The organism is Ureibacillus sp. GCM10028918 (genome assembly GCF_042666115.1).
Taxonomy (GTDB): Bacteria; Bacillota; Bacilli; order Bacillales_A; family Planococcaceae; genus Ureibacillus.
On the sequence record NZ_JBHTFK010000017.1, the window covers coordinates 283,621 to 309,450 of the forward strand.

Annotated in this window: 21 protein-coding genes and 1 tRNA gene; 3 read left to right on the forward strand and 19 right to left on the reverse strand. The window is 36.6% G+C overall.

Annotated features, from left to right (window positions below; genetic code table 11):
* Positions 1–39 precede the first annotated feature (39 nt).
* The 12 genes from ACFQU5_RS14260 to ACFQU5_RS14315 all read right to left on the reverse strand — a co-directional run bounded on the left by ACFQU5_RS14260 (position 40) and on the right by ACFQU5_RS14315 (position 13,694).
* Positions 40–354, reverse strand: coding sequence for an AtuA-related protein (locus ACFQU5_RS14260; protein ID WP_390288902.1), 315 nt, complete (start codon positions 352–354; stop codon positions 40–42).
* A complete protein-coding gene (locus ACFQU5_RS14265) occupies positions 335–1,672 on the reverse strand; it encodes an acyclic terpene utilization AtuA family protein (RefSeq protein WP_390288905.1) in 1,338 nt (445 codons plus the stop codon). The genes ACFQU5_RS14260 and ACFQU5_RS14265 overlap by 20 nt, the downstream gene beginning before the upstream one ends.
* 10 nt (positions 1,673–1,682) lie before the next feature.
* Positions 1,683–2,987: a CitMHS family transporter gene (locus ACFQU5_RS14270; protein WP_390288907.1), complete on the reverse strand. Its 1,305-nt coding sequence runs from the start codon at positions 2,985–2,987 to the stop codon at positions 1,683–1,685.
* A gap of 367 nt (positions 2,988–3,354) precedes the next feature.
* Complete coding sequence (locus tag ACFQU5_RS14275; RefSeq protein WP_390288910.1) at positions 3,355–4,782, reverse strand: sigma-54 interaction domain-containing protein; 1,428 nt, start codon at positions 4,780–4,782, stop codon at positions 3,355–3,357.
* Positions 4,783–4,867: 85 nt separating this feature from the next.
* The gene (locus tag ACFQU5_RS14280) at positions 4,868–5,353 is read right to left on the reverse strand and encodes an HIT family protein (RefSeq protein WP_390288913.1); all 486 of its coding nucleotides are present in this window, start codon (positions 5,351–5,353) and stop codon (positions 4,868–4,870) included.
* 267 nt (positions 5,354–5,620) lie between these two features.
* Entirely contained in the window at positions 5,621–6,652 is a 1,032-nt protein-coding gene (locus ACFQU5_RS14285) for a S66 family peptidase (protein WP_390288916.1), read from the reverse strand.
* Positions 6,653–6,972: 320 nt separating this feature from the next.
* Entirely contained in the window at positions 6,973–7,947 is a 975-nt protein-coding gene (locus tag ACFQU5_RS14290) for an agmatinase family protein (protein WP_390288918.1), read from the reverse strand.
* A gap of 1 nt (position 7,948) precedes the next feature.
* Entirely contained in the window at positions 7,949–9,205 is a 1,257-nt protein-coding gene (hutI, locus tag ACFQU5_RS14295) for an imidazolonepropionase (RefSeq protein WP_390288921.1), read from the reverse strand.
* Complete coding sequence (gene hutU, locus ACFQU5_RS14300; protein ID WP_390288924.1) at positions 9,202–10,881, reverse strand: urocanate hydratase; 1,680 nt, start codon at positions 10,879–10,881, stop codon at positions 9,202–9,204. The genes hutI and hutU overlap by 4 nt, the downstream gene beginning before the upstream one ends.
* A gap of 80 nt (positions 10,882–10,961) precedes the next feature.
* Complete coding sequence (gene hutH, locus ACFQU5_RS14305) at positions 10,962–12,473, reverse strand: histidine ammonia-lyase (RefSeq protein WP_390288927.1); 1,512 nt, start codon at positions 12,471–12,473, stop codon at positions 10,962–10,964.
* Between the two features lie 113 nt (positions 12,474–12,586).
* Positions 12,587–13,030 carry a histidine utilization transcription antiterminator HutP gene (gene hutP / locus ACFQU5_RS14310; protein ID WP_390288930.1) on the reverse strand — a complete coding sequence of 148 codons (444 nt, stop codon included), beginning with the start codon at positions 13,028–13,030 and terminating at the stop codon, positions 12,587–12,589.
* Positions 13,031–13,385: 355 nt separating this feature from the next.
* Entirely contained in the window at positions 13,386–13,694 is a 309-nt protein-coding gene (locus tag ACFQU5_RS14315; RefSeq protein WP_390288932.1) for a DUF3243 domain-containing protein, read from the reverse strand.
* Between the two features lie 375 nt (positions 13,695–14,069).
* Between ACFQU5_RS14315 and ACFQU5_RS14320 the strand changes: the two genes are divergently transcribed.
* Positions 14,070–15,746 carry a mechanosensitive ion channel gene (locus ACFQU5_RS14320; protein ID WP_390288935.1) on the forward strand — a complete coding sequence of 559 codons (1,677 nt, stop codon included), beginning with the start codon at positions 14,070–14,072 and terminating at the stop codon, positions 15,744–15,746.
* Positions 15,747–16,684: 938 nt separating this feature from the next.
* On the opposite strand, the gene ACFQU5_RS14325 is transcribed toward ACFQU5_RS14320, so the two are convergent.
* The 7 genes from ACFQU5_RS14325 to ACFQU5_RS14355 form a co-directional block, all read right to left on the reverse strand.
* Positions 16,685–17,608 carry a dihydrodipicolinate synthase family protein gene (locus tag ACFQU5_RS14325; RefSeq protein WP_390288937.1) on the reverse strand — a complete coding sequence of 308 codons (924 nt, stop codon included), beginning with the start codon at positions 17,606–17,608 and terminating at the stop codon, positions 16,685–16,687.
* A 26-nt stretch (positions 17,609–17,634) separates the two neighbouring features.
* Complete coding sequence (locus ACFQU5_RS14330) at positions 17,635–18,420, reverse strand: HpcH/HpaI aldolase family protein (RefSeq protein WP_390288940.1); 786 nt, start codon at positions 18,418–18,420, stop codon at positions 17,635–17,637.
* A 265-nt stretch (positions 18,421–18,685) separates the two neighbouring features.
* A complete protein-coding gene (locus ACFQU5_RS14335; RefSeq protein WP_390288943.1) occupies positions 18,686–19,360 on the reverse strand; it encodes a GntR family transcriptional regulator in 675 nt (224 codons plus the stop codon).
* Positions 19,361–19,428: 68 nt separating this feature from the next.
* Complete coding sequence (locus tag ACFQU5_RS14340) at positions 19,429–20,721, reverse strand: Nramp family divalent metal transporter (protein ID WP_390288945.1); 1,293 nt, start codon at positions 20,719–20,721, stop codon at positions 19,429–19,431.
* A gap of 528 nt (positions 20,722–21,249) precedes the next feature.
* Positions 21,250–21,771: an NUDIX hydrolase gene (locus tag ACFQU5_RS14345; protein ID WP_390288948.1), complete on the reverse strand. Its 522-nt coding sequence runs from the start codon at positions 21,769–21,771 to the stop codon at positions 21,250–21,252.
* A gap of 957 nt (positions 21,772–22,728) precedes the next feature.
* A complete protein-coding gene (locus tag ACFQU5_RS14350; RefSeq protein WP_390288951.1) occupies positions 22,729–23,667 on the reverse strand; it encodes a DNA/RNA non-specific endonuclease in 939 nt (312 codons plus the stop codon).
* Positions 23,668–24,082: 415 nt separating this feature from the next.
* A tRNA-Asn gene (locus ACFQU5_RS14355) sits at positions 24,083–24,154 on the reverse strand.
* A 941-nt stretch (positions 24,155–25,095) separates the two neighbouring features.
* Between ACFQU5_RS14355 and ACFQU5_RS14360 the strand changes: the two genes are divergently transcribed.
* Positions 25,096–25,284, forward strand: a complete 189-nt coding sequence (locus ACFQU5_RS14360; protein WP_390288954.1) for a hypothetical protein — start codon at positions 25,096–25,098, stop codon at positions 25,282–25,284.
* Positions 25,285–25,296: 12 nt separating this feature from the next.
* Positions 25,297–25,593 (forward strand): spore coat protein, encoded by a 297-nt coding sequence (locus ACFQU5_RS14365; RefSeq protein ID WP_301136595.1) that lies wholly within the window; start codon positions 25,297–25,299, stop codon positions 25,591–25,593.
* The last annotated feature ends 237 nt before the right edge of the window (positions 25,594–25,830 follow it).

Genomic DNA, 25,830 nt, shown 5'->3' on the forward strand with positions numbered 1-25,830 from the left:
TTTTGGGTTACTTCCAAATAAGGAGGAATAGTTTTATAGTTAATCAAGATTAATTTCCATCTCCAGCAACGCAAAACTTAAACTCTTTCCATGAGTGTCCATGCTTATGGAAGTAGTGACTCCGCCAAGCAATGCATGATGACATGTAAACTGAAGTGCAGAAATATTTGGAACCTCATAACGGATAATTTTACCTTCTACTATTTCTTTAAGGTGTTCTTTGACACTTTCAGCCGTTATTTTTTCACATAATAGATTGTAATCCTGTTCATCATACGGAATGAGAGATAAGATAAGTGTATTTCCTTTATCTCCAGCACGACTATGGGCTAGTTCATATAATTTTTTTTTCATCTTGTACACTCTCCCGTAAAATAATAGCGGAACCGATTTTACTGCGTGGTATTAATGTAGAAACAATCCCAACTATCTCATTTGTATATTTACGGACTCCCCCACCACCTGCTGGGCCGTTGGTATATAATGCTTCCACCTCTTCCCCAATTTTTGCTGCCTTTTCAGCTGAATCTGCTTTTCCAGCTACTCGGAGTCGGATTTCATAAGGCTCTTCGGAAACGCCAAAATTTGTTCTATGGACGGATGTACTACCAATATAATCAATTCGTAAATCCTTGAATTCGCCTTTTAGCCGCTCATGCAAAACATCTCCTGCAAGCATTGCTCTCCCTAACGCATTGCTTCCGGCGTACGAAATTTCCCCTTCTCCCATAAATCCTGCTAGGTAGCCTACACTTACTTTAAATGCACTAGGTTTAGACTTTCCTTTACAATCAAATACTGCAATGCTATTTGGGGCATTTTCCTTAAGCCCTACTGTTGTGAAATCAGCCACAACATCGGGTGTAATGTATTCATTTGGATTTAATACTTCATACAAAAGCTGCTCCTTAACTGTTGCAAGAGAAATCAATCCTCCGGTACCCTCTATCTTACTGATAACGGCGGAACCATCTGAATGTACATCTGCGAAAGGGAAACCTAAATAGGCAAAGTCTGGAACATCCTTTTTCCCTGGATCAGCAAAATACCCTCCACAAACTTGTCCTCCACATTCCAACAAATGTCCTACTACCGTCCCTTGAGCTATACGATCGACATCATCTAATGACCATCCAAAATGATGAACCATCGGAGCAACGAATAAGGACGGGTCTGCAACACGACCGGTAATAATGATATCAGCCCCTGATTCTAATGCAGGTAAAATTGCTTCTGCCCCAAAGTAGGCATTGGCTGAAATTAATTGACCATATGATGATAATGGAAGATCTCCTTCCAAACTTCTTTCGTCCATTCTAATATGTTCTAGGACATCATCTCCTATTACTGCAGCCACTTTTAAGGAAATCCCGAGGGACTCAGCCATCTCTACCACTTTTTCAGCTGCTGCCACTGGATTTGCTGCTCCCATATTTGAAATAATTCGCACCTTATTTTTACTGATGACTGGTAAAAGTAGTTCCATTCGCTTTTCTAATAAGGGGTCATAACCCAATTTAGGATTGCTCAATTTTCGTTTTTGAGCTAATGCGATTGTGCGTTCGGCAAGACATTCCAGTATAAGATAATCTAGATTCCCTTTTTCCGCTAAAAGCACGGCCGCTTCTAATCGGTCACCCGAGAAACCTGCTCCTGAACCAATTCTAATCATTCTCAACACCTCAAATCGTTATAGATATAGCTCCTGTTATTAATGCCATAAGTGTCATTACAATCGTTGTTCCAAATGCCCACTTAAAAATAAACTTTTGATGTTCGCCTAAATTTACCCCAGTCATTCCAACAAGGATAAATGTTGAAGCAGTCAGTGGACTTAATGGGAAGCCAGTTGTCATCTGACCTAGAATTGCAGCACGCCCAATTTCAATTGGGTCTATTCCAAAATTGACTGCAGTTTCAGTAAGAATTGGAAGAACCCCAAAATAATAGGCGTCCGGTGTAAATACAAAGCTAAGCGGCATACTTGTAACCGCTACCAATAATGGTAATAATCCTGTAATTTGATCGGGAATTATTGAAACCAGAGAAATGGCCATTTCGTCGATCATCTTAGTCCCTGTTAAAATTCCTGTAAAAATTCCTGCGGCAAAAATCATTGAAGACACCAATACAACGTTACTTCCATGATTAGCTACCACCTTTTGCTGCTCCGCAAAGTTTGGATAGTTAACTAACAAAGCAATTACAAATGCAACAATAAATAATACTGGCATCGGCAGCCAAGCCATGACCAAGGCTACAAGAAGCAGAATTGTCAACAACAGATTAAACCAAAAAAGATTTGGTCTTTTTCCTTCAACAACAGTAGATGAAGTCTCCATTAAAACCTCAGTATTTACTATTAAATCTACAATGCCAAGTCTTTCACGCTCTTTTTTGCCGAGCCAATAAGCTGAAAACAATACCCATACTATCCCTATGAACATAGCAGGTAAAATGGGATTAAATAATTGAGTCGAATCGGTTTCTAGTACACTCATTGCTCTAGCTGTTGGGCCACCCCAAGGTGCAATGTTCATGACACCTGCCCCTAAAGCAACTACACCAGACAAAACGAGAGGATTCATACCTAGCCGTTTATAGATTGGTAGGAATGCTGAAATCGTAATCATAAATGTAGAGGCACCATCTCCGTCCAATGCAACTATCATTGTGACAATCGCCGTTCCTATTACAATCTTGAGCGGATCCCCTTTAACGATTGTAATTATCCGTGAAATGATTGGATCAAATAATCCCGCATCCATCATTAGTCCAAAATATAATACCGCAAAACCAACCATTATCCCTGTTGGTGCTACCTTTTGTATCCCTTCTAACATCATGGCACCGAGTTCAGTTCCAAATCCACTGAAAAGCCCAAAAAACAATGGAACAAGAACGAGAGCAACAATTACAGAAAGTCGCTTTGTCATAATTAATATTAGAAAAGTAGCAATTGTTAAAAATCCTAATAATGCAATCATCCAATCCCCCCTGGTTCTTTAATCTTTGTCTCATTACTTTGCTAACTTAAAACTCTTTTTAACTACACCCTCCTACTGACTAAAATTTTCATCCATTCAATTTTAATCTAGCAATTATCATGCCAACTTTTCGAATTCATACATAAATGAGAAAATTCGCTGTTTTTTTAAGTAAAAACATTCAGTAATAGGAAGATTCTAAGGGGGTCTTTAAATTGAATTGCTTTCAATTTACTTAGCAAATTATAAATTCCGCCATTCTAAATATTTAGAATAATAAAGTGCCAAAAACCTATCTAAAAGCTCAGATAACAATAACCCCCTATATTTCTAATTTGATAGAAATATAGGGGGTGTTTCTAAATGTTTAGAAATCTAAATTATATCGCTTTATTTTGTTATACAGAGTAGCCAATGAAATACCCAACACACTAGCTGCTTTTTTCTTCTCTTCAAGATCATTTCCAAACTTTTTTAACGTTTCTACAATAAATCTCTTTTCAGCTTCTTGAATTGCTTCTTGTAAGGAGCTAAAAGAGCTGCTGGTTTCATCGAAATCCTTAAAATCTATGCGATTCTTTGTAAGCGTCTCTGGTAAATGCTCAATGTTGATTTCGGTTTCTTCCACCATACAAGTGGCATAATCAATTATGTTTTTTAATTCACGTACATTACCCGGCCAATCATAAGACTGCAGAAATCTTAAGGTTTGTGGGTCGATTGTATAGTTAATTGGTTCCTGGTCTAAAGATAAATTTATGACTGATGACTGGAGAAAGGAGTTAACAAGTTCAGGGATGTCGTCTTTTCTTTCACGTAAGGGTGGTATAAGGAGGCTAATCACATTTAGTCGATAATATAAATCCTCTCGAAAATGATTCTTTTTAACAAGTTGCTGCAAATCACGGTGGGTTGCCGCGATTATTCTTACGTTGATGCCCCTTTCATTTGTTTCTCCCACTCTACGAATCTTTTTTTCTTGCAACACTCTTAATAACTTAGCTTGAAGATCAAATGACATATCTCCAATTTCATCTAGAAATATTGTTCCATTATTCGCCATTTCGAACAGACCAATTTTGCCACCCTTTTTTGCATTGGTAAAAGCACCATCTCCGTAGCCAAATAACTCACTTTCTAAAAGTGCAGAAGGAATAGCTGCACAGTTAACCGGAACAAACGGTCTGTTCTTTCGTTTACTCTCATTATGTATTGCCTGAGCAAATAGTTCTTTTCCTGTCCCACTTTCACCTGTAATTAGAATAGGTAAGTCGGTGTCAGCAACCTTCTCAGCCACATTAACTGCATCCTTAAGACCCCAATCTTTGCCAATGATTTGTTTGAAAGTATAGTTAGCTCCATATAAAGAACTCATTTTTTTCTGAAGCTGCTCCAATTTCTCCCCTTTAAGCTTTAATTCCTGGGTAAGCTTATGGACTTCATCCAAACTCTTGCAAACAGATACAGCACCTATCACTTTATCATCTAAAATAATCGGACCCATATCCACGATGTATTCTCGATTCCCCGTTTTCCGGTAAACACCTACCCTAGTTTTTCGATCGATCAACGTTTCAATTAATTGGGCACCAGGACGAGATTCCGTTAATGGCTTACCGATAATACTAGGAGTCGCCCCTGTAATCTTTAGATACTCTGGATTTACTAGTTGAACAATCCCTTTGTTATCAATGACAAGGACTCCATCATTTATAGAATGAACAATTGCCTTCCACCAATCAATTTGTTTTTCGAGCGGAATATTCATTGTTTCAAGGCTTGAGTATTTTTCCATCAGTATTTCTTCACCCTTTCCGAGTTCTATGTTCTTTCTCTCTATTATTAATTGATTTATATGCTATTATTTTAAACTGACTATCTTATGTATTTAATTCTTTTTTTAATGCGTCAATTGCATCCATTATTGCTTTTATATTATCTTCGCTATTCATCTCATGGCGAGCGTGAAGGAGAACGGGTCTAATAGACTCAACGGAGCGACCAAATTTATACATCCATTCATATCTTGGAACCATCCAAGTGTGAAAATGATGAGTTGTATCTTCATTATAAAAGTAATAAACATATTCAATTCCTAAAACATCTCTTTGTGCCTTCCTTATTTTGGTCAGGACCTGAAGATAATCTATCTTTTCTGCTTCTGTTAATTCATCAAAGCATTTGAAATGCCGCTTAGCAGCCAATATGATTAGGCCCTTGATTGGATAAGCAACATCCTGATGAGCGTGAAAATACTCCGTTTCCAGCACAACACCACCATCTGGTTCAATCAAACCACTTGTTAATGCACAACTCAGACACTCGACTTCAACTATTTTTCCATTTGATAATGTTATTTTTCTCACAGACTTGCCTCCAATCATAGTTTCAAAAGAAATCACATTGATTATTGTGCCACAGCTTATAAGGTATTTGCTTCCCCCCTAAATTTTAATATAAATTTACATATTTTCTTAAAGTTTTCATTAGATTATGCAGACATTTATAAAGAGCGCAAAATAATGCCTCCTTTAGAAAAACTATCTTCATACTGTTAAAATAAACGCATTTCATAAAGAAACGCGCTTGAGTATAGTAGTAAAAGATAATTTCACAAATCTACTCTTTTAAAATTATTCCACTCCATTTTCCAATATCGTGAAAGTTGTCTTCTCACAATTAATTTCTGCCTTTACGCCGTATGGCAATATAAATTTCGGTTCAGTATGACCAAAGTTCAAATTATACAAAATTGGCAAATCCCCTAAATCAAATTCCGCCATTACTCTTAGTATTTCTACTTTATACTCTTCGTAATATTTCTCATCTTGCGGTTTACCAAAGATGATTCCATTTGTCTTTTTTAGAATGCCTTGCGTAGCATAATTTCTTAGCCAATACTTAATGAAGTCCGGTGCTGGTTTGTCTTCTGATGTTTCAAAGAAAAGTATGCTGTTTTCCCAATAAATTTTCTCTGGCCAAAGTTCTGTTCCTTTTGCTATCTCTAGTACTTCAATACAACCCCCAATTAAATGTCCTTGCACAACACCCGAACCCTGAAGGACCTCATAACCTGAATTTTTCTGCATTGTCCGCCTACGGTTTTTATTTTCTTCTATCCATTCTAATCTCTCACTCGTCCATTCATTAGCTGGTTGAATTTCACCAATGATCTCATTGGAAAAGAGAGTTCGCTTTACCATTTGAATCGTGTATGGATCCACTTCAACATTTTCGGCAAAATCGGTTAAAATTGCTGGACCGTAATAAGAAGAAATACCGGCTTTATGACAAAATAGATGGGAAATGGTTGTATCAGAATAGCCCATGAAAATTTTTGGATTTTCACGAATAACATCGAAATCAATATATGGCAGTAGACGTATGCTATCATCTCCACCAATATTTGCAATGATTCCCTTTATACTCTTATCTTTAAATGCGGTCATCAAGTCCTCGGCACGGGCTTGAGGATTTTTGTATAGATAGTCTCCACCTTTCAAACTATTCGGCATCGGGACAACTTTTAGTCCGAAAATATCTTCTAGTCTCTTTATACCCTGTTCATATCTCCATCTAAGTTCTGGTTCACCTGCGCCTCCCCAAGAAGGACTTACCGTTGCAACACAATCTCCCAGCTGCAATTTTTTAGGTTTAATTAACACATTAACACCACCCTATAACTCGATTATTTAACTTAATTTCTATATAACTATAAGAAATACCTGCTGTTATCAAGAATCTCGGAAGACTCTGTATTAAAAGCCTTTAACAGAAGCTTTCCAAATATTACTTTGCTACCGCTTGAGGCAGTTCTCTTCTTGAATCGTCCTAATAACCTCGGCTTTGCTACCGTTTGAGGCAATTCCCTTCTTAAATCCTCGTAATAACCTTCTATTGATAAATAAAAAAAGATACTATATGCTGCAAATGCCAGCAAATAGTATCCAATATGATCTTCGGAGAAATGCACTTGGAATCTATGTCATTTGCCCTGTAAAATACGTCCTGTAACAAATTGTAGCCACGCATACACTCCGGTCTTAACCGTTTCGGCAACGACCGAATCTTTACTGGGATCTAGACAAACAAAATCGATATGCTTAACATGAGGATGCTTGCCGATTTCTAGTAAACTATCAAACAGTTCAATCGATGACATCCCACCTGGAGTTGACGCCGGTACACCCGGAGCAACTGATATATCTAGTACGTCCATATCAACTGTCACGTAGATACGATCAACTTTTGCCGATAATTGCTCGAGCGCAACTTGAATTGTCTTGATCAGTCCGTCTTTGCGCGCTTGCTTTAATGTCACCATTCCAATATTGTGTTCATTTGCATAATCAATTAGCGGCTTTGCATTAAAGTAGCCATGTAATCCAATATTGATGACATTCTCTCCTTCAACAATCTTCCCATCAATCAATTGCCTAATCGGTGTTCCGTTTGCCGGTCCTAATTCTTTCGGATCTCTGACATCAAGATGCGTATCAAGCTGCAGAATTCCAATCACTTCATTTAAAAAAGCTCCTTTAACCCCACGTACCGCACATGCAGTTGTCGAATGGTCACCGCCAATCATGCACGTTGTTGAGCTTGGATAGTGTTTTGCTAAATAAGTCGTTGTCTCTTGAATACGTTGATGCGATAGAAGAATATCGGTCGTATGCATTGCCACATCCCCGGCGTCTGCTACTTTATAGTGGATTAAATCAACATTTTCATCCAAATTGTATGTAGCAAAACTTTTCCATGTTCGGCGGAACTCTAATGGGTATAAGGAAGCTCCAGATACACTAATTGAAGATCTCGAAATAGGTGCACCGTAAAGAATCATGTCAGGTGCAGATTTTATGTTTTTAAGTTGTTGGACCCAATGATGAACATAAGTTGGTTGAGTTTCCTCTGGATGATTCCAGGACCATTCAGGAATTTGAAGCCAATGATCACTCATATTACACCACCTTTACACCTTTCTTCCAAACAGCTTTTACATGGTTTACACCAAATAAATATTGCAGTTCCTGATAACTTTTCGTGTTCCATAATACGATATCGGCTTGTTTACCGACTTCAAGTGATCCCACTTGTTCCTGCCGGTTGATCGCACAAGCCGCATTATAAGTTGCTGCTGTTAAGCTTTCAGCAGGAGTAAGACGCATAGAAATACAAGCCAAATTCATCACAAGTGGCATTGAAGTTGTTGGTGAAGAACCTGGATTGCAATCAGTCGAGATTGCCACAGCTACACCCAAGTCGATCATTTTTCTACCTGCAGCTGCTTCTTCTCGTAAATACAGGGCTGTGGCAGGGAGTAGACAAGCGATTGTTCCAGAGTTTGCCATCGCTTTTATGCCTGCTTCCGACGCTTTTAACAAATGCTCGGCAGAAATGGCACCTATTTTTGCTGCTAATTCTGCTCCACCATAAGACTCAATTTCATCTGCATGGATTTTCGGAATTAATCCCAAACGTTTTCCTGCTTCTAAAATCCGCTCAGTTTGCCGGGGTGTATACACACCTTTTTCACAAAACACATCATTAAATTCTGCCAGTTTTTCCGCGGCTACTACCGGGAGCATGTCATGAATCAAATAATCGACAAATTCATCTTCACGCCCTTTATATTCAGGTGGTACGGCATGGGCACCCATAAAAGTCGGAACGATATCAATCATATGCTGTTCTTGCAGCTTTTTCATTACTCGCAATTGCTTAAGCTCTGTTTCAAGATTCATCCCGTAACCGCTTTTTCCTTCAACAGTTGTTACACCATGTGCTAGAAAGGAGTCGAGTCGACGTATCGTTTGTTCAATTAGTTCATCTTCTGTTGCATCTCTTGTCATACGTGTAGTCGCATGAATCCCTCCTCCTGCATTCATAATATCCATATAGGTTGCACCTTGGAGGCGCATTTCAAATTCATGTTCACGGCTCCCCCCGTAAACAACATGTGTATGGGGATCGACTAATCCTGGAGTGACTAAATGGTTCGTGGCATTAACAATTTCTATTTCATCCAGCTTTTCTGAATAGTGTTTTTCAAGTTCTTTTGTTGTCCCTACAGCTTGAATAATCCCATCTTCGATCCACAAGCTGCCGTCTTCGATTATCCCTAAGTCAGACATCGCTTCTTTGGTGCGTGGACCTTTTACATTAGAAGCAAGTGTGGCCAGTTGTGCTGCATGCTTAATCCAGATAGGTTTTGTCATAGCTGACCATCTCCATTATCAAGCATCGGCATTTTGATTCCTTTTTCATGGGCAGTTTTCTTTGCTAGTTCATACCCAGCATCTGCATGACGCACGACACCAATACCTGGGTCTGTTGTTAATACTCGCTCAATTCGTGCCTCTGCTTCTTTTGTACCGTCTGCCACAATAACTACTCCCGCATGTAATGAGTATCCCATTCCTACTCCACCCCCGTGGTGTACGGAAACCCAAGTAGCGCCGCCAACTGCGTTGAGCATTGCATTTAAAATCGGCCAATCTGCAACAGCATCTGACCCGTCTTTCATCGCTTCTGTTTCACGATTTGGTGAAGCAACAGAGCCAGAATCTAGGTGGTCACGACCGATGACAATCGGTGCTTTTAGCTCGCCACTTGCCACCATGTCATTTATGATTTTCCCAAAACGCGCACGTTCGCCATATCCTAACCAACAAATTCGGGATGGAAGTCCCTGAAATTGTATTTTGTCTTGTGCCATACGAATCCAGTTGCATAAATGCTCGTTTTCACTAAATTCACGTAAAATTGCTTGGTCTGTTTTATAAATATCTTCTGGATCTCCTGACAATGCCACCCATCGGAAAGGTCCTTTTCCTTCACAAAACTGTGGACGGATATAAGCTGGAACAAATCCTGGGAAGTTGAATGCATTCTCTACACCTTCATCTTTAGCAACTTGACGAATATTGTTCCCATAGTCAAAGGTAATTGCTCCTTTATCCCTCATCTCAAGCATTGCTTTTACATGGGTTGCCATCGATGCTTTCGAAAGCTTTACATATTTTTTTGTGTTCGAGCTTCGTAAAGCCGCTGCTTCTTCAAGAGAAATCCCAGAAGGAACATAACCGTTAAGCGGATCATGAGCGGATGTTTGATCGGTTAATACATCAGGGATGAAGTTTCTCACAATCATTTCCGGAAGAATATCTGATGCATTACCTAATAAACCAATCGATAAGGCTTTCCCTTCTTTCTTCGCTTTTTCGGCTAACCTAATCGCTTCATCTAAGTTATATGCTTTTACATCTGTGTAGCCAGTTGCAATTCTGCGGTCAATTCTTGTTTCATCAACTTCAATTGTGATACATACGCCACCATTCATTGTTACAGCAAGCGGCTGTGCACCACCCATTCCACCTAACCCTGCAGTAACAGTGATGGTACCTCTAAGCGTATTGTTGAAATGCTGCTTCGCTAACTCCGCGAATGTTTCATACGTTCCTTGGACAATACCTTGAGAGCCAATATAGATCCAGCTACCTGCCGTCATTTGTCCATACATCATCAACCCTTTTTTATCGAGTTCATGGAATGTTTCCCAATTTGCATAAGCTGGTACAATGTTGGAATTAGCAAGAAGGACACGTGGTGCATCTTTATGCGTTTTAAAAATTGCCACTGGTTTACCAGATTGCACAAGTAATGTTTCATCATTTTCTAGTTCTTTAAGGGATTGAACGATTTTCTCAAAAGATGCCCAGTTACGCGCGGCTTTTCCAATACCGCCATATACAACCAAATCTTCTGGCCTTTCCGCCACTTCTGGATCTAAATTATTCATCAACATACGAAGCACTGCCTCTTGTTGCCAGCCTTTCGTATTTAGTTTTGTACCAGTCAAGCGCGCAACTTTGTTGTTTGTTGTCTCTTTCATATTATTTCGCCTCCAAGTTATGGTATTAAATAAAAATGCTTAGAAACACGTTCTACCCTATCTGACCAGATAATCTATCACTATATTAATGCTTCACTTTTATTGAATTGAAAGGTTCCATGCTTTAACCAGTCATTCATTGCTTCAATATCCTTAGAAAACACTCTATCTGCATTAATATATGAAACAATTTTCCTAGCATTCTCTAAAAATCCACGTGTAGCGGAAGCCATTTTAACTTTCCCACGAATCTCTGCAGCCTGTAGACCGCAAATGGCTTCAATCGCTAACACCCGACGTGTATTTGTAATTACTTGGTATGCGTGTCGTGCTCCAATTGTCCCCATGCTAACATGATCTTCCTGGTTCGCTGATGAAGGGATGGAATCAACACTTGCCGGGTGTGCCAAGGTTTTGTTTTCAGATACAAGTGATGCTGCAACATACTGCATTATCATCGCACCTGATTGTAAGCCTGGTTCCGGACTTAAAAACGGTGGTAAATCATTTAATTGTGGATTTACAAGTCGTTCAATTCGACGTTCTGATATATTGGCTAATTCTGCTATGGCAATTGCTAAAAAATCCATGGCAAATGCAATCGGTTGACCGTGGAAATTACCGCCAGACAAGACTTTTTCTCCATTATCAAAAATTAAGGGATTATCCGTTGCTGCATTCATTTCAATTTCCAATTTATCTTTCACGTAATTTAGTGTTTGCCACGAGGCACCATGTACTTGAGGAATACAACGAATTGAGTATGCATCCTGTACACGAAGTTCTCCTTGCTTTGTTATTAAAGAACTATCTGCCAAGTAACTACGAATTCGCTCTGCAACTTGTACTTGCTCTATATAGCCGCGAGCAAAATGAATGTCTTCGTCAAATGCATCTATTATCCCACGTAACCCCTCCATTGTAAGTGATGCAATGAGTTCCGTTTGGTAAGCTAATTTTTCTGCTTCCAAGTAAGCAACAACACCCATTGCTGTCATCGCCTGAGTACCATTAATAAGTGCCAACCCTTCTTTAGCTGTTAATGTAATCGGAAAAATGGCTTCGCTCTTTAATGCCTGTATTGCGGTTGTTCTTTCTCCTTTATAAAAAACTTCTCCTTCACCAATCAATACTAATGCCAAATGTGAAAGTGGCGCTAAATCACCGCTGGCACCTAATGATCCTTGTTGAGGTATGACGGGATGGATCCCAGCATTTATCAACTCCAGCAATCTTTCAATGACAACAGGACGCACACCGGAAAAGCCCTTTAATAATGCATTTGCTCGAAGGAGAATCATGGCGCGTGATACAACTTCTGGAAAAGGATCACCTATTCCACAAGCATGAGAACGAATTAAATTTAGCTGTAGCGCTTCAACATCATCTTTGCTTATAAGCACATCACTAAACTTTCCAAAACCTGTTGTAATTCCGTAAACAACTCTCTCTTCGGAAACGATTTTTTCAACCGCTTTTCGGCTTTCCTGAACTTTTTTCATACTATCCTCTGAATAAACAACTTTTTCTCCTTCAAATAATACTTTTTGTACATCTGAAAAAGTAAGTGTTTGACCATTTAATATAACCATCTTTTATCTCCCTTCACATTCCTTTGTTAAAATAGAAAAGGGGGCTATATCAAAGAAATCATAAAAAATGATTTCTTGATATAGCCCCCTATTAACTAAATACTATGGGCAAATTATATGTGATTAATGCCTAAACCAATTGTTTCGTGCTCAGATCCTTTGACCGGTGCACCGATTGTTCCGTATAAGGAAACGGCAATCCAATCTCCCTCTTGCTCATTGTCATAGGGATTTCCACGTAAAACAGCAAATGATAATCCGACTGTTCTCAGGACGGATCCTATTTGCACCTGACCTCTCGTTATCCCATTCAACGCTTCAATAATCGCATGGTATAATGCGTGTGATTCCCGATAAAGATCCGGATCGATAACCTCATTTTTCTTAGCCGCTGTTTCAATCGCAGCAACTACCTTATGTGCATCCATTGATCCAACTTTTCCTGTACAACTCTTCCATTTCAACTTCTTGAGCATTTCAAGATGTTCAGTTGAATCATCGGAAAGCAAAAGCAGGATAGCGTGTTTCCCAATACGGCGATCATTACTTAATGCCATATTAACAACCCTTTTCATTATTCTAAGTAACGTAAAGCACTAATGTCTAATAACTAGTTTAATTGTAAACGCTTCAAAAACAGGTGTCAATGTATTTTTCGAAAATTCAGCAAAATACACCATAGTAAAAGCTTAAAGTGTAACTACTCTCATTTCTTTCCCAGTGCTTTTTACCTCCCATCCGTAATAACTATATTTATGCCAAATCAAAAAAGCTTTGATGTAAAGCTATTATCAATTAAAGATTTCAAATTTACTGGTATAATCTTAACCCAAATAAAAATCATCCCCTCTCTAAAATATTTATTATTTAGAGAGGGGATGATTTCATTTTTTACCTAATTACAATTTTTATTTACTGATTTTGCACCATTCGTAAAAGCGCATGGGCAATTGCATGTTTTTCTTCACCTTCTGCTGCTTTCCATAGTTCCTGCAATACTTTTTCTTCACTGTTACGAGGTTCTTCTGATTTCGCAAGATGGTCCGCAACTTTTTCAGCTGCTTTTGCAAGCGTTTCTTCACTTAAGCCCAATTTTTCGCCTTTAGAAACTTGTTCGCTTAAATAGTTCTTAAACTGAGTAAAACTTTCCAAGATTTGATCCTTTTCCTCTTGAGATAGGTCCTTTAATTGATTCTCTACTTTGTTGATATCTTCCGCCATGATAATTCCTCCTTTAGTAAGCAATGCTGGAACACTTATTCTATTCCCCGGACATTTTTTGATAATCTAGTTAAATATGTCTATATTTTTTCTCTAAATTGGAAATTAAAGTGAATTATTAAAAAAGCCCAAATCTTTAAATGCAAAAGCACCCTATAATTCAGTACTCCACTTCAAACAATCTAATGAGATAAACAATTCATCCGAGAGCCCTCATAAAATGTCTTGGCTAAAATGTAAAGAGGATAATAAAGTTTGTTTATTAAATGACGGATTTTGAGCAAAGAGAACGGTTGCTCCGTTACTGTTTACTCCTAAAAGGATTGGGTAAAGAAAAGTAGTCCCATCAATAATTCTTAATAAGGAGTGAAGATATTGGACAATAATCGCTACTGGAGTGGGTTTGACTATCTTTGGGTCAAACTGCCTGATTTTTTATTAGCACTTTTAGTATTGTTAATTGGATGGTTTATCGCAAAAGCAATTGAAAAGGCAGTTTTAAAAGGACTCCGCAAAACGAGCCTGGATGACAAGGTTTTCCAAAATAATGCAAATAGAAAATATTCTTCTGAAAAAATAATCAGCAAGATTATTTATTATCTTCTGCTTGTACTCGTCTTTATCTTGTTCTTTAACATCCTGGATCTAGATACGATAGCTTCCCCATTAGTTGGCATGTTCTCAACCATTATGGCTGCGGTGCCAAGCATTTTAAAAGCAGCGCTGATTCTATTAGTTGCATGGCTTATTGCTACGGGTCTAAGCATGTTAATCAGAAAAAGCGGCAGTACGCTGAAAGTTCATGAAAAGCTGCGCAAATGGAAATTAGCAGACGATAAAGGACAACCTGCCAACATCATGGATCAAGTGGCCAAAATTGTTTTCTATCTGACATTGCTGCTTTTCCTGCCAGCTGTATTGGGTGCTCTAAACCTCAATGGCATCGTCGGTCCGTTCACCGGCATGCTGGAAAGTATCCTGGCATTTTTGCCTAAACTTCTTGCAGCAGCACTTATATTAATAGTTGGATGGTTTATCGCGAAAATCGTCCGTGATATTGTAACAAATTTACTGCAAGCCATCGGAAGCGAAAAATTAACGGCAAAACTTGGCTTATCACGACTATTGGCAGGAACAAGCCTGGCATCCGTCATTGGGACAGTCGTATTTGTTCTGATCCTCATTCCTACGGTCATCGCAGCACTCGAACGATTGGATATTGAAGGCATTTCCCAACCGGCTATTGCCATGCTTAATGATGTACTGACCATGCTGCCGAATATCGCTGTTGCTATTTTCTTGGTGCTGATTGGCGTTTGGCTTGGAAAATGGGTACGTAAATTCATCTCCACGCTACTTACGCGCATTGGATTAAATTCTTATTTCTCCGCTATGGGTTTAAACAATTCTGCTGCTACAGGCAATGGTTTAAGCTTTTCCCAAGTGATTGGCTATATCGCAGAAGTAATTATTGTTCTATTGTTTGTTGTGCAGGCCCTTAATATTGTTGGACTCCAATTCATGGTCACTTTGGCAACAGGTGTAATTGCCTACCTGCCTCATGTGATTGCAGCTCTTGTCATCCTTGGAGTAGGCTTATGGCTAGGAAGTCTTGTTAAGAAACTGCTCAGCATCGTTCTTCAAGGACCACATTATAAATTCCTGGCCAATGTTGCGCAAGCGGCGATAATCGTCATCTCGATCTTTATGGCACTTGACCAACTCGGCCTTGCCGCTTCCATTGTCAATGCGGCGTTTATTCTAACGCTTGGTGCACTTGCACTGGCATTTGGCTTATCATTTGGGCTTGGTGGAAAAGATTTTGCAGCCAAATATCTTCAAAAGCTTGATCATAAAATTGAAGGAACTACGATTAATAAAGATGCCGATACAAAAAAAGTAATAAAAGAAGCAATGACTGAGATGAAGCAAGGTCCTGCTTCTAAACCAGTCGATAATCCGATAAGTCCAACAAGTACAAACCCAACCACGAATCCGGCAAACGATCCGTTAAATCCACGCAATAATGGAATGAATGATTACAATAGATAGTAAAAGACTAAGGCAGCTATTTGGCTGCCTTTTTTCATTTCGAAGATAATCTGGTTATACTTATCCATAGAACTTCAAACTTTTTTCTTTTATATTTTATACCTCCTACTACTAATCAACTTCAAAATGTAGGTGTAGCTTTTGAATATTCACACATGATTTATAGGTAGGTAGGTATTTTTTAGATTTTATAACCCAAGATTTATTTCTTTTTAAAAACATATTTAACAATTATAAAATTACATTATAAATACTAAAAAAAGCTATCCTAAGAATTGCTTCACTAGTATAACTAACTGCCTCAAGTCCGTTATGGTTGTTAGTATGATATTCTTTCCCTTTGAAAGTGAACCAAATATTAGTAGAAACGAAAACATATAAAATAATTAGGACTATTGATTTTATGTACACAATTATTTAGTTTTTTGAAGAAACCATTTGCCATGTATATATATAAAGCCCACCATAAACAAGCATGAGCATGATAATATCAGAAATCCCCATTTTGTCTCTCCATAATCCATATAGATTCTAATATTAGTTATGACTTTAAATAACAAAAAGAAGTTTCAGGTTCATTGTTTAGGTAATGTATATTATATTAACTGCACGAGTAATATGTGGGACTAAACTTAATTTAATTCCATCTAATTTACATCGCACGGAGATTTTCGTTAGTTCTTTCTTTCTTCGCAGATGGTCTTTTTGAAATCCCTCTATTATTATTTATCTTTTATAATTACATTAGCTGGTTTCGTGAATTAACAAATAAGTGATTCCTTCTTTTTACTTTTAATTAAAGCCCGGGGTAGTAAAGTAATTTACTGTAAAAGACCCTTTCTCTATTGAGAAAGGGTTTCCACATTCTTATAAAATTTGGTGTGCGTAATACTTTTTCCCGGGTAAAACGAAGATCATCATTTACAGATTGAACCTAATTAAACTCCTAAACTTTCTGAAGTTAATTTCCATGACTTGAGAATATCGGATAGCTCTTTTTTGTCATTCTCTCCTAAGGGAGCAACTGGTTCCCTAGTAATACCGGCTGTTAAACCTAGTAATTCCATAGCTTCTTTAATCACCACAACATTATTGCCATTATTATTTTTTGCTCTAAGATTCTCAAATGGCAATATTTCAGACCAAGCTTTCCAAACTATCTCCTTATTATCTTCACGTAATGCTGTTAACAATTCAACTGATTTTTCAGGATAAAGATTAACTAGTCCAGAAGTAAATCCTACTGATCCAGCATTAAAGAAAAATGGTGCCCATTTTTCTGCAGTACCGCAAATCCAAGCTATATTGTGTTTTTTAGGTACTTGCCTAACAAGTTTTGCAAACCTCGGCAAATCATTAATTGCATATTTAACACCTACTAGTTTCTCCATAGGTGCCAATTCCTTTAGTACATTATCACTTAAATTAGGATCTTTAAAATATATAATTGATGGAATATCTAGCGCTTCAATAATATTTCTGAAATATTCAATTGCCCCTTTTTCTGTAACATAAGGATGAATTGGTTGATGAATCATAACACAATCAGCACCAGCTTTTTGTGCTACTTTCCCCATTTCAATTGCGGTATCCACTGCATAGCCAACACCTGCTACAACAGTGGCTCTCCCATCCACTAGACGAACTACTTCTTTTGTAATGCTATTCGCTTCCTCAAAGGTTAAAGAATAGAATTCGCCTGTATTTCCATTTGGCACAATCACTTCTAACTTATTTTTCAACAGGAATTGTATATTATCTTCCAGTCCCTTCCAATCTATTTCCTTTGTTTCATTTTTAAATGGGACAATATTAATTGCTGAAATAGTAGAAAATTTCTTAGTTAAATTAGAATAACCCATTGATTTTCTCTCCCTTTATAATCAATTTATAATTTTATTCCAAATTCACTTTTCACTTCCATTATATATTCCTTAAAGGTTTGGTTAATTAGGGAAGTTACAGTTAAGCATACATAATCTGCTCCCCATTCTTTTCTGGCTTTTGCACCAGCTTTATCTTTCGTATGAATCCCGACTTTTACTCCATACTTTATTGCAGTCTCGTAGATTTTATCAATACTCTTTAAAACTTCAGGATGATTTATACGTCCGCCAAATCCTAAAGAGACTGATAAGTCAGTAGGACCAATATAAACCATGTCTATTCCTTCGACACTTAAAATTTCCTCAAGGTTTTCCATTGCTTTACTAGATTCAATATGAATACAAATTAAACTATGTTGATTGGCATGTTCCAAATATTCGTGTATCGGCACTATGCCATATTGAGCTGCCCTCATTGAAAATGCAGCTCCCCTTTTTCCTATTGGCGGATATTTGACCGCCTCAACGATTTTTTTGACCTGTTCTTTCTCTTCAACCTGGGGAACGTGGACACCATGTGCCCCTCTATCCATCACTTTTAAAATCTCACTTGAACTATTTGAGCTAACGCGCACCAATGGAGTAACTCCAACATTTTCCGATGCAATAACCATATGTTCAATATTTTCGGCTGAAAGCATACCATGCTCATTATCAATGACAATTACATCAAATCCATTATATCCAGCCATTTCAACTAATTGTGTACTTGGAAAACCAATAAATACTCCATAAGCCGTTTTTTGTGAATTACCATTGATTGTGGTCTTTAATTTATTATCAAACAAAAATCCATCCTTCCTTCGATATTCTCATGTATTTAACAATGTATTTTTATTTAATAGAAAATATATGATATTTGATATATCAGTTTTTTTATAAGCTGTTGCACAAATAATATCATACGTCCAAATTTTAGATATATTCAGATAATTTAAATTATGCTTATCTACAAAATTATATAGATTATAAATCATTCATTGAAAAGCTATTTTCTTAACCTAAAATTATCAAAGTTATTTATAATTGGATTTTTCCTCCACCAAAATGAAGTTATTTACTTTTGTTTTTGCTTAAGGAAAAATTTGTAGAACGATTAATATGGTTTCGCATAGCATCTTCTGCTTCTACAGCCTCTTGCTCTTTTATCTTCTCGAAAATAAAATGATGCTCTTTAAAAGCCCTGTCATGTTCCTTCAAATCAGACAATGCATTTTTCCTAATAAATTTATCAAAGGAGCATACAGCTTCTATTTGGTTGGAGATATAAGTATTCTTTGCAATTTGTATAATAAAATCATGGAATTCACTATTATATTTTTCTAACATTTTGCTATTTTTTTTATTTGTATAGAATTTCATTTTTATTAAGATAGATTCAAGATTTGTTATTTCTTCATCAGTTCTTTTTTTGGCAGCCAAGCGTGCAGCAACTCCCTCCAGTGCTGCTCTTGCCCATCTAATCTCTTCCACTGAGTTCATGAAGCTAGTGGAAACAAATGAACCCTTTCTAGCTTGTGTTATTACTAAACCATCTTTTTCGAGTTGCCGTAAAGCTTCTTTGACCGGTGTCGTACTTACATTAAATTCTTTTGCAAGTTCCCGCTCCCTTAAATGAGCCCCAGGTTCATACTTATTATTCAATATTGCTTCTTTAATCTCTTCATAAATCAACTCACGTACAGACCGTGATTGCATACTTATCCTAGTTACAATTTCTTCATTCATTCTCGTTGTTCTCCTTATGAGTATTGGTTAATCTATTACTACAACAGTTGGTTAAATGAGATTACCACTCAAGAGAAGAAGCTTAAGAGTAATTGACAAGATCCCCAAATTGATAGTAATGTCGCCCCTACTAGCATGCTATTTTCGAACCAATTGTTTGTATGTTTACCTAAGTATTTCTTCTGATTGGAAATAATGAGTAGACCAATTGCAATCGCTGGTAAAGCTATAATATTTAAAGCATTCGTAAACAGGGTCAGAGCTACGAATCCAGTAGATCCAGGTACAGACCAAATCACTGGGGAAATAAGGAGAAACAAACTGATCCACTTAAACTTTGAATCTCCCTCTATTTTTTGTTCTTTTTTCAATATCTTATTGGTCACCTTATAATAACAATCTGTAATCACTTTCGCATAGCCAATTGCTGTTCCAATTACACTACTATAAAGGATTGCAAAAACACCAAGATAAAAAATCCAAGATCCTAAGTCGCCCATGTATATGGAAAGAGCACGAGAAATATCATCTATGGTCTCAACTTGAATATTATTGGGACGTAAGATTTCTGCTCCAATAATCCAAATAGCCAATGTAAGGATGATGGCCGCAATAAATCCAAACAGTAAATCATTTCGTTGAATTGGTTTGTGAATTGGCTTAATCCATCCTTTATCCTGTAAAAAATAAGGATAAATCAGATTAGTAAGAGAACCAGCTACCGCACCTACTAATGAAATTCCTACAAGTATTACATTATAGGCACCTGTGTCGTCTGGCAAACCAAAACCAACCGTCCCCTTTACAATACCTATGACATCAGGTTTGCTATATACTGCCAATCCAATAAAAGAGATAGTCAGTATGGCTAATAGGCCTTTCATTACCCACTCTAATTTTTTATAAACATTTCTTCCCATAATCAATAAGCTTACTAAAACAACGATTACTGACCATATGAAGTCGCTTCCAAATCCGAACATCCAATTAAGAGCGATTCCTGATCCTTTTATCATTTGAGCTACAATTAAATGTCCTATAAATAAAGATGCAATTCCAAAAAAGAAAGGGAAAATCTTATGCAGGCGTGCATAGCCTTCTAAAATAGTCATGCCTTCGTTATTGTATATCTGGAAACGCCCCATAATATTACAAATTACAAACCGTATTAAAAGAGACAATACAAGAAGCCACATTAGATTATAACCATAGTTTGCACCAGATACAGATGCTGTAATAAGGTCGCCTGCACCCATCATGGTAAGTATCATAATTATTCCCGGTCCATATGCTTTTAGATTACCCCATAGCTTTTGTATAAAATTTTTATTAGATTGAGTGTTTTCCATTTGTATCTCCATCAATTAACCTCCAAACTTTCAAGTATAGTATTCTTCAACTTCATTATTAAAAAATGAGAAAATATTAGAGCATTCACCATTTAACACTTACTTAATCTAACTGAATACCTCTTTTCCGAATATAAGAATACTCGATACACGGTAATTTCTTAATAATTTATCCCCCCTTACATTTTCAAATTAAAATGCGCATTGGAAAAATCGTTATTTCTTCATTATTATTGATTGAATACGTTAGATCTCCTAAAAATAAATTGCTAAAAATATTATAAGAAAGCGCTGTCATTAATCGTAATATATGAAATATGATATATCAGATATTCAATCAAATTAAAGAAATATTATAAATATTCAATTTATTAAAACCGTGTTTTATAACTCATCATATTGCGTTTACCTCAAAATGAAGCTAAATGAAAACGAGTTCAAATCCCTATTATAGATTTGAACCCGATTGTTGGCGATTGTAATTCAACTAAAAATCACTTTAAGCCTAAAAACTATATAATACTTTCAGTTAAAACTAGCCTATTTTCCTCGAATAGTGCCTCTCTGCTTTCGGCTATCGAATATTAACTGAATAAGGCTTTCATAATAAGGAATAAACTTTCCGTCTTTGATCATAGTCAAAATTTCTTTCTTGCTTGCCCATTTCACATTTTGTACTTCCTCGTACTGTAAAGTGAGCGTATGTAACTGGACATTTTTTTCAATTAAATAAATATCGTCAAAGCCGTTCTCAAAGTTAATGGTTAAATGAGGACGTATTTGCTGAAGGTCTATATTCAATCCTAGCTCTTCATACAATTCTCTTTGTGCTGCAGTTTGGCTTGTATCCCCAGCAATCGCGCTCCCTCCTACAGTAAGATCCCACATATTTGGCCACCCCTCTTTGAAGGGCTGCCTTTGTTGAATGAGCATGTCTCCATTTGAATTAAAAATGCATATATGAATAACTAAATGAAAATTACCAGGTTGAAGCTTATCTCCACGAACCCAAGTACGGTTTATTTTATTACGATTTATATCATACAAATCCCATAATTCCATGCAGAACCTCCATTTACCGGTTATAAGTTTTATTTTAATAAATACCACTTTATTTCCATAGCCTTTTTTTTAGGAATTATTACCATTATCAGACTTAAGACTGTTATTCCAAAAAGAATATCTGCATAGCATTTAGGTCTAAATATTCAATCTGAAATACTTCTAAGTGAATAAAAAGAGTTAGAACATAAGCGGACTTAGTTCTAACTTTTTTCTTACAGCGCTAAAATGCTTAAGGTACCGTCCATGTGCTTAAAAAATTAGAAAGTATTTATAATAAAAGAATCCGTACTTCAATAAACAGCCAAAACTGAAAAAAGGATCTTCTTTATTGAAGTATCGCGCCCTTTTCTGCAAATTAACTAAGCAGGAACAAACTAATAATAAACTATCTTTCTTACTTTTAATTTAGGATTAGTGATTAATTTAGCTTTGGCGACCCTTCTTTTAAATCCTACCTTGTTTAACCATTCAACAAATGCATTTACGTCATAATTAGGTGAATTCTTTGACCATTTGCTAAAGCCCAATATTCTGTATTCCTTTCTTCATCAAAAATCCACTCAATAAACTCCCCTTGAATACAGGTTATATGAAGAAACATTTCCTTGTTCAAGGAAAGTACCAGATTGTAGAATATTGTTATTTCATTGATCTTGTGATTTCTACATTTGTTCTTTGGATAATCTCTACAGAAGTCCCATCGTGGTCCCATCTAAGTATGCCTAAAGTTATGGTTTCTCCATTTTGATACCACAAAATTATAATACCTTAAAAGAAACAAGCGGTATTCTTTTTCAAGAATACCGCCTGATAATTGAAGAGCGTTATTGATCTAAATCCTTCCGTTAATGAAAAATAACTATATTTTTACCGTACAAATTTTATAGATGATATGACCATTAACTGCACAATCACCCATTCGCAAATTGTTATTAAGCTTCCAACGAGGAAGGCTTACTCACCTACCATACCATCCATATCATTATCTTGCATATATGGATATAACCAATGATCACTCATTATTGGCATACTAAAACCTGCCGCTTTTGCTTCTTTAATCGTCACCAGTCCATTAACGTTTGTATCAATACTAGCAATATCACCGTTTGTGTTAGAACTAGTTAAACTAGAAGGCTCACTGCTCGTTAAACCAAGTGATGAGTTTACTTCATCAGGATTCACATTGTCAAATGTATCAACGATCTCGTTACCCTTTAAAGTGTAGGTATACTGGTAACTTGAAGGAATCTGCGTTTGCGTATTCGGATATGTGATAATTGCTTCAAAATTAGTAGCTCCACCAGCCTTACGGATGGCATCTTCCAAATAAGCTTGATCACCGTGTCGGTTGAGCGTACTATCTTGTGGGGTAATGTTATAAGCATTCGATACCCCTCCGAGAGAATCAGCAATAATATGTCCTTCATCTAAAACGTCACTTTCAATGCCAGGAACCTTTGCCTCATCAGAATAATACCTGCCAGACGATAATACAGGTTCGTTACGGTCATCTTGTAGAATGATCTCGTCAGCAATGACACGTACTAGTTGCCCGTACTCATTCGTAAAGGCCCAATATTCACGGTGCCCATACCCAATGTCAACGACGACGTTAGCTTCACGATATCCAGACAAATCACCACCATCAACTTCAATATGTTTGTACCCTGAGAACAGTTCATTCTTTGGTTGGGTTGGTGTTTCCTCTACTTGTGGTTCATCAACAACCGCTGTAATAGTTTCTTTTTTTTCACTATTTTTACTTGTTTCAACTGTGGTTGCTTCTTGTGGATCTGTTTCTACATCTGTTTTGGATGCATCTTCTATATTGGTACAACCAACCATAATGATTGTCGTTAAAAGCAAGATTAAATAGTTCATTTTCTTTTTCATTTTTAGGAGTCTCCCATATTAGTTTTATACTGTTCATTCTAAAAATCGCGGTACTTAACATAGATTAACACTATTAACCTAATGATAATAGTATATTCCGAGATTTACTATATTACAGTAATTACTTTGTTCGAAGCGTTCATTTTAACTGAATGCAACTAAAAAAACACAATCTCTTGTACAAGAATGCGTCCGATTGCAGAAGAGTGTTATTTTTGACCTTGCAGTTTCCAGCATTTGTTCTTTCAATAATCTGGAACAATTTTAAATTGTATTTAAGCTTATAATTACTTCTCTAATCAATTTAGCCTCTTTTGCATGTTTCAAAATTATAGTAAAGAAATGATTCAAAAGATTCTCCTTAATGAAAAATGAACGCTTATCCTTTTTCAAGAATAGCGTTCGTCATTTAATACTCCGGAGGTAGGACTCGAACCTACGACCAATCGGTTAACAGCCGATTGCTCTACCACTGAGCTACTTCGGAAAGATTTTATGGCTTTATTTCCTACTCGATTATATTAGCCAATCATAAATCAATCTATACTATTATTTTTCAAAAAATCTTATTTAGATCCTGTATTTTTAGATATTTCTCCCCGAAAAAGGCCAGAAAACTTTAGAATGGAGAACCAATCATTCTGATAGTACAATGTTCTTTACTTGAATAAAAACCCAGAATAATGTACTTCATGAAAAAGTGATATTATTCTGGATTCAGGTAATCTATAAGATGTATAAATTAACGGTTGTTATTATTGTTATTATTGTTATTGTTACGGTTGTTGTTATTGTTGTTACGGTCAAAGTTTAAATCTTCAGCAAACTCCTCACGGTTGTTACGGTTGTTGCATCATTATTTTGACGGTTGTTGCTATTGTTGTTATTGTTATTGTTGTTGTTTTGTGCCATGTTATCTCACCTCCACAACAAATATAATGTGAATGTAGTGGAACAAATATAATGTGAATGTAGTGGCAATTTTATTCGTATCATTTCTTAGTAAAAAACTAATAAAAGGATAATTTAATTTTGTATTAATCCGGCTTTAAAAGAAATAATATTGTTCCTAACATTTGATGTAACAGTTAACTTACAACCATAGTTAAGGCATTTAAAATTGGGTATACAATTCAATTTATTCTTACCTAATTTTATTCAAGGTTTGTTATCCCCACAAATTAAATGCTAATACTTTACGTCTATTTGTTATTAATAAGAGCACTAATTCATTAGTGCTCTTATTTTCTATGTATGTGATCACTAATTTAAATTTTTGAGTTATACAACCATTCTTACTAGTACAGATTAAGAATCATTATGCCTGAACTACTTTTCAAATAGCAGCAAATATTTTTATGGATTATAAATTATTGATTTTGGTTAGTCTATTTGTGGTTAAAATCTAGACCATTTCAGGAGGTAATTATGAAAGAAAAACTGGGTGTACATGAAAGATTAGAAATCCATGAGTTATTAACTTTTAAGACCCTCTGTTTAACAAAATCCACGGCTATGGCAGCACTTGCTCAAGATGAAGAATTAAAAAGTTTGCTTTCTGAGACTTCACAAATCGATAGAGAAAGTATTCAAGCACTACAAGGCTATCTACAATAGGAGGCATAACACATGACAAACAATCCAAACATGGGTGGAATGGGCGCAATAACTGATCAAGTAATTGCAACTGATTTACTAATTGCAGCAAAGTCAGGAATTAAAAACTACGCACTTGCCCTTACAGAAACTGCAACCCCCGAAGTTAGAGATACTCTCAAGAATCAATTGAATACAGCAATAGAAACGCACGGTAGAATTACTGATTATATGATCTCGAAAGGCTATTATTATCCTGGTGATGTATTTCAACAATTAGATGTTGACTTGAAAGCTGCAGGAACTGCTCTAAACTTGCCGCAACAGTAAAATTCTATCCAAAATACCCCTACAAATAATTACATTTATGAAAATTAACTGAATTTATTTTAAAGAGGATGGGACATAACCCGAAAACACCATTTTCCTAAAGTAGGAAAATGGTGTTTTCTTGATATAGCTAAAATTAGCTAAAATTGATTGCCGTTGCGCCGGACGCGCATCCATGGCACGGCTCGACACGAGCGTCTCTCACACGTGCTATTCCCCCAGGAAGCTTCGCTCTGT